3 protein-coding genes and 1 pseudogene are annotated in these 4,791 nt (G+C 64.6%); 2 read left to right on the top strand and 2 right to left on the bottom strand.

What is annotated here, in order from left to right; all coding sequences use genetic code 11:
- Positions 1 to 219: 219 nt before the first annotated feature.
- Together IE274_RS39005 and IE274_RS39000 are read right to left on the bottom strand one after the other, a co-directional pair.
- Positions 220 to 1,542: an MFS transporter gene (locus IE274_RS39005; protein ID WP_190120697.1), complete on the bottom strand. Its 1,323-nt coding sequence runs from the start codon at positions 1,540 to 1,542 to the stop codon at positions 220 to 222.
- A 389-nt stretch (positions 1,543 to 1,931) separates the two neighbouring features.
- Positions 1,932 to 2,702, bottom strand: coding sequence for a polysaccharide deacetylase family protein (locus tag IE274_RS39000; protein ID WP_190120696.1), 771 nt, complete (start codon positions 2,700 to 2,702; stop codon positions 1,932 to 1,934).
- 364 nt (positions 2,703 to 3,066) lie between these two features.
- On the opposite strand from IE274_RS39000, the pseudogene IE274_RS40545 reads away from it, so the two are divergent.
- A pseudogene (locus IE274_RS40545) lies at positions 3,067 to 3,855 on the top strand (ISAs1 family transposase).
- 32 nt (positions 3,856 to 3,887) lie between these two features.
- Positions 3,888 to 4,076, top strand: coding sequence for a hypothetical protein (locus tag IE274_RS38985; protein WP_190120694.1), 189 nt, complete (start codon positions 3,888 to 3,890; stop codon positions 4,074 to 4,076).
- Positions 4,077 to 4,791: the final 715 nt, after the last annotated feature.

Below are 4,791 nucleotides of genomic sequence, written 5' to 3'. Positions count from 1 at the left end.
CTGCCGAGGCGGTCATGCCTGGCTTCAGGACCGCTACAAAATCCGGTTCAGCTCACATAACCCGTGTCCAAGATTCCGGGTCAAGGCCCCGAATCCGCCTCCAAGAGTCAATGGAATCAGTGCGGGGCTGCATGAACGAGGCGAGCACATGGACTCTGCGCTTGGCGGTGGGTGGTTGCGTTCGGGGAGTGGCCGCGGCCGATGTGATGGGACAAAGCTTCAGTTGGCCGGAGTCAGATCCTGGTCGCCGTGGGATTGGGTGGGTTCGTGTACCAGGCAGGTAGCCGCGAGGGAGAGGGTCGTGGCGGCGGTCACAGCCCAGGGGACGAGGTGGATGTGTCCGGCGTCGGCTAGGGCTTCGGCCAGGAGGGGCAAAGTGCCGCCGAAGAGGGCGATGGAGAGGGTCAGAGGCAGGCCCATGGCCACCACACGGATGCGTACAGGGAAGAGGCGGGCGAAGAAGACGTTGGCGGTGGCCAGAGGGCCGGCCAGGCAGGCCAGGACGAGGGTCGCCGCGATCCATGAGGGAAGGCGCTGTGCGCTCACCGCCGCGTAGGCGGGGACCGTGGCCAGCGCGGTGAGCAGCAGGCCAACGCGGAAGACCGGGCGGGCGCCAACGCGGTCCGCCAGTGCTCCGGTGGCGGCCATCATCGCGAGGAGGATCAGCAGCGGTGCGATCATCGCTGCGGTGCCCAGTGCGTCGGCCGATCCTCCGGTGTGTCGTACGTATTCCGGCAGGTAGGTGATGGTCAGGTAGTAGCCGGAAGTGAGGCCGGCCGTCATGAGGAAGACGGCCGTGGCGTTGCGCCTGACGAGGTGCCAGGAACGGGAACCCTGTCCGTGACCGTCCTGGGGGTCGGAGCGGGCGCAGACCAGGAATTCCGGGGATTCTGTGGCCCAGCGGCGAATCAGCACGGCGGCGAGACCGAGCAGCCCGCCCACGGCGAATCCGACCCGCCAGCCGCCCTCGCGCAGCTCCTGTGGCCCGAAGTGGGCGAGCAGTCCCGCCAGCACCAGGTAGCACAGCACCGTGCCGAGGATCACGCCGCCGTACGAAATGCCGCTGTAGAGCATCCGGTGTCCCGGCGGAGCGGTCTCGGTCACGTACGCGGCCACGGTGGAATTCTCGGCGCCCACGGCCAGTCCCTGGACAATGCGCACCAGCACCAGGAGCACCACAGAGCCGGTGCCGAAGTGATCGGCGGTGGGCAGGGCCGCGAGGGCGAAGCAGCCGGCCGCCACCACCGTCATGGACAGCAGCATGGCCGCCCGGCGGCCCCGGCGGTCACCGAACCGGCCGAACAGTACGCTGCCCAGCGGCCTGGCCAGGAAGCCCACGGCGAATCCTGTGTAGGAAACCAGTGTTCCCGCCGCTCCGGGCGCGACCAGCTGGCCGGAGAAGTACGGGACCAGCAGCGCGTAGACCGTCCAGTCGAACGTCTCGACTGCGCTGCCCGCCGTGGCCGCCCACAGACTGCGGCCTTCCGCCGTCCGCCTGCCTCCGCCGTCCTGCCTGTCGATTCCGACCGGTTCCCGCAACATGCCCTGTATCTCCACTGTCTCACCGTGTTTCGTGCACGCGTCACCCTGCTTACGTCCGACATCGGCAAACGACTCGTCAGCCTGAAGGCCGGGAGCGAAGTGCGCGGTAGTGCACGGCGCTTGTGCGGCGGTGATGGGGACAGCCGTGCGTGGGGCCTTGACCTGGAATCAGCCACGAGACATGCTCAACCAGTTCGTACGGCACATCGAGCATGGCAGGATACGGAACCAGCAGAGCCCCCCGGCCGCTGGTGTGTTGAGTGATGTCATCACCCCAACGACGAGAGGCTCTGGTATGTCACTCACCCTCCTGACCAGGACTCTTCACACCTGTCAGGGGCGGGATGAAAGACGTTCAGTAGCCGTTCTTAACCGGGCATGAGCACAGGTCAGGACGCTCGGTCGGGAAGGACGAACCGATAGCCACTCTTGATCAGCCGTGGCAGATAGGCGCGAAGCGCGGACACGGTCTGTGAGCGGTCACTATAGCCGTCGTGATTCAGGATGATAGAGCCAGTTCGTGCTTCACTGAGAACCCGTTCAGAGATTACTCCGGCTCCGGGGTCGGACCAATCCTCCGGGTCCACGGACCAGGAGACCGGTCGCAGTCCGAGGTCCCGGCAGATGTCCATGCAGGTGGGCGTGAAGTGGCCGTAAGGCGCTCGGAAGAGAGTGGGCGGCACACCCAAAATCCTATCGATGCGCTCGCTGGCCCTCTCGATCTCCCCACGGATCTCTGCGGCAGACAGCTTTTTGAAGTTGCGGTGAGACCAGGTGTGGTTTCCGATCAAGTGGCCCTCGGCAGCGACGGCACGAACGGTATCCGGGTACAGGTCAGCATGCTTCCCAACCATAAAGAACGTCGCAGTAACGCCGTGCTGACGAAGGATGGACAACACTTGCGGGGTGTAGACATCGCTGGGTCCGTCATCAAATGTCAAGGCCATGGCCTTCGGGCCTGCGTGCACATGCCTTTCTGGTGCTGCCCGATCATCTGCTGGCGGGTCATCAACGCGACGCGCCCGCGAGGGCAACATCGACGACATGTCGCTGCGGCTATCGGCGACTGCTACGCCGCCGGGACAGCATAGGGTGGAGATTGCGGCCACACCTGCGGCAAGGAGCAGACGACGCGAGACATCGTTCAGAATATCGGTCACCAGGCGAGTGTGTGTGGTGATGCCACGCTCACTACGCAGGCACGCCGGGTGTCGGCCACAGAAGCCGCTCTCACTCGAAAGTGTGCAGGAGTGGGGTTCTGCGACTTGCATTGCGCGAAAGTCCGGGGTCATAACGGACCCTCAAGAGCCTTCCCTGTCCGTCGGGTCGGAAGCTGATCTCGTCGAACGTCATCCGTGCCCGAAGTGCAAGGCGGCTGTCGGCTCAGGGCTGATTCGTGGGCCTGGCAGCTTCGAGAACCAGCAGGTCACAGGGATGTGACGAACCTTCACCACGGCAGTCCTGCACGCAATGAAGCTCCGATGATCAAGGGGACTTCCAAGTCGCCCGACCACCGGAGCCCCGATGCGCCGCCAGTCTGCCACCGTCTGTCTGATCAAGCCGCCCTTGCGTGAACACCGTGAACTTCCCGGCACGGCCGCCCGGCTGGCAGTCCTGCCCGATACTGCGCCCGCCAGCCGGACTGTCAGCCAGCTGCGGGTGCCGGACAAAACCAACGAGATCACCGCGTTCACCACCCTGCTGGCCCCGTTCGGCTTGACGGGCACCGTGGTATCCGCGGATGCCCTCCATACCCAGCGCGAGCACACGACATGGCTGGTGGAGGAGAAGAACGCCCACTACCTGCTGGTCGTCAAGGGCAACCAGCCGAAACTCCACGCGGCGGTCAAAACCCTGCCGTGAAAGTGAAAGGAGGCGACCGCCCGCCGCTACGACCGCGAGCGTGGGCACGGCCGACGCGAAACCCGCTCGGTACGCACGCTCACCGTCACCGGCCTCCACCTGGACGTCCCGTACCTGGTCCAGGCAGTGAGGATCCTGCGGCACCGCACCGATCTGAAGACTGGCAAGGTCACCCGGCAGACCGTCCACGCCATCACCGACATGCCAGCACACGAGGCATCACCACGGCTCATCGGCCGTATCGCCAGGTCACAGTGGGACATCGAGGTCGTCCACCACATCAGGCACACCACGTTCGCGGAGGGCGCCTCCAGGATCCGGACCGGACACGGACCGGAGAACATAGCCATCCTGCGAATCCTCGCGATCAACACCCTGCGGACGCTGATGAGGATCCGCGATTTTGGGTCTGGGCGACATCTCGTGACGGTCACGATCGACATCGGGTAGCGATCACGGTGCAGGGTGGGAATGCCCTGGTCATGCGGGACTTATCCGTGCTGAAGGAGGCTCTGCTGCTGAAGGCGGCGGGGCTGGTGCTCGATCGGTTCGCCGAGACGGCCGGGCTGGTCGTGGTCGAAGCCCACAGCTCCGTCGGGGAGCTGGCGTTCCCCGACTGCGCGGCGGGCTCGCGACGGCCCGCTGACAGGCTTTTCAGACGCCCTCTATGAATCAGCCCTCATGCACTGATCTCTCTCCGCGCGGTGCCCATATGGGCGACATGCGGCATTCCGGCTGTCTGGTCGCCCGCCCGTTCCTTTTCCCTCCCCCACGGCCTCTCCAGATGATCCGTCAGGCAAGGATGCGGCACCGCCCGGCGGACCCGTCAGGGTGGTGAGCGACGGGCTGTACAACGGCAACGTCTATTTGGTCGTGGCACACAGAATGAAGCGAATCATTTTGTCGTTCTCAGGGCGCTGTGGGTGGCTGCTGTGAGCGCTTGCACGGATGTGAAGTCGGCGTCGGCCGTGAAGGTTTCCGCGAAGGTCTTGGCATCGGACCGTTCCCAGGCCGACTCCATGCCCGTGTGTTATGCATCCGGAGTGATCTGCCCGCCACGGACGGCGATTCCAAAGGCGATGCGGAGCACGAAATCTGGGATATCCCGGAATGGATCCGTGGGCTTCGGCGGAGTCGAACGGCATCTCCTGGTAGGCGATCATCGGGTCACCAGAGCTATGACTCCCTCACTCCGGTAACCTCGTCCACGTCCATGCGCCTGAAGCGGACATCGAATTTTCGCTCCAGCGAATCGGCCATATCGCGAGCGTTCGCCATAAAGTTTCACACTCCAGTGCTGTTGCCCGGACTCTGTACGCTGAGCAGCCTGACTAAGACGTTGTCCTATGTGGTGAGGCGGAGTAGTCGCTTGTAGCAGCACAGGGC

This window comes from Streptomyces flavofungini (assembly GCF_014650815.1).
GTDB lineage: Bacteria > Actinomycetota > Actinomycetes > Streptomycetales > Streptomycetaceae > Streptomyces > Streptomyces flavofungini.
This window is presented reverse-complemented; position numbering and strand designations above follow the sequence as displayed.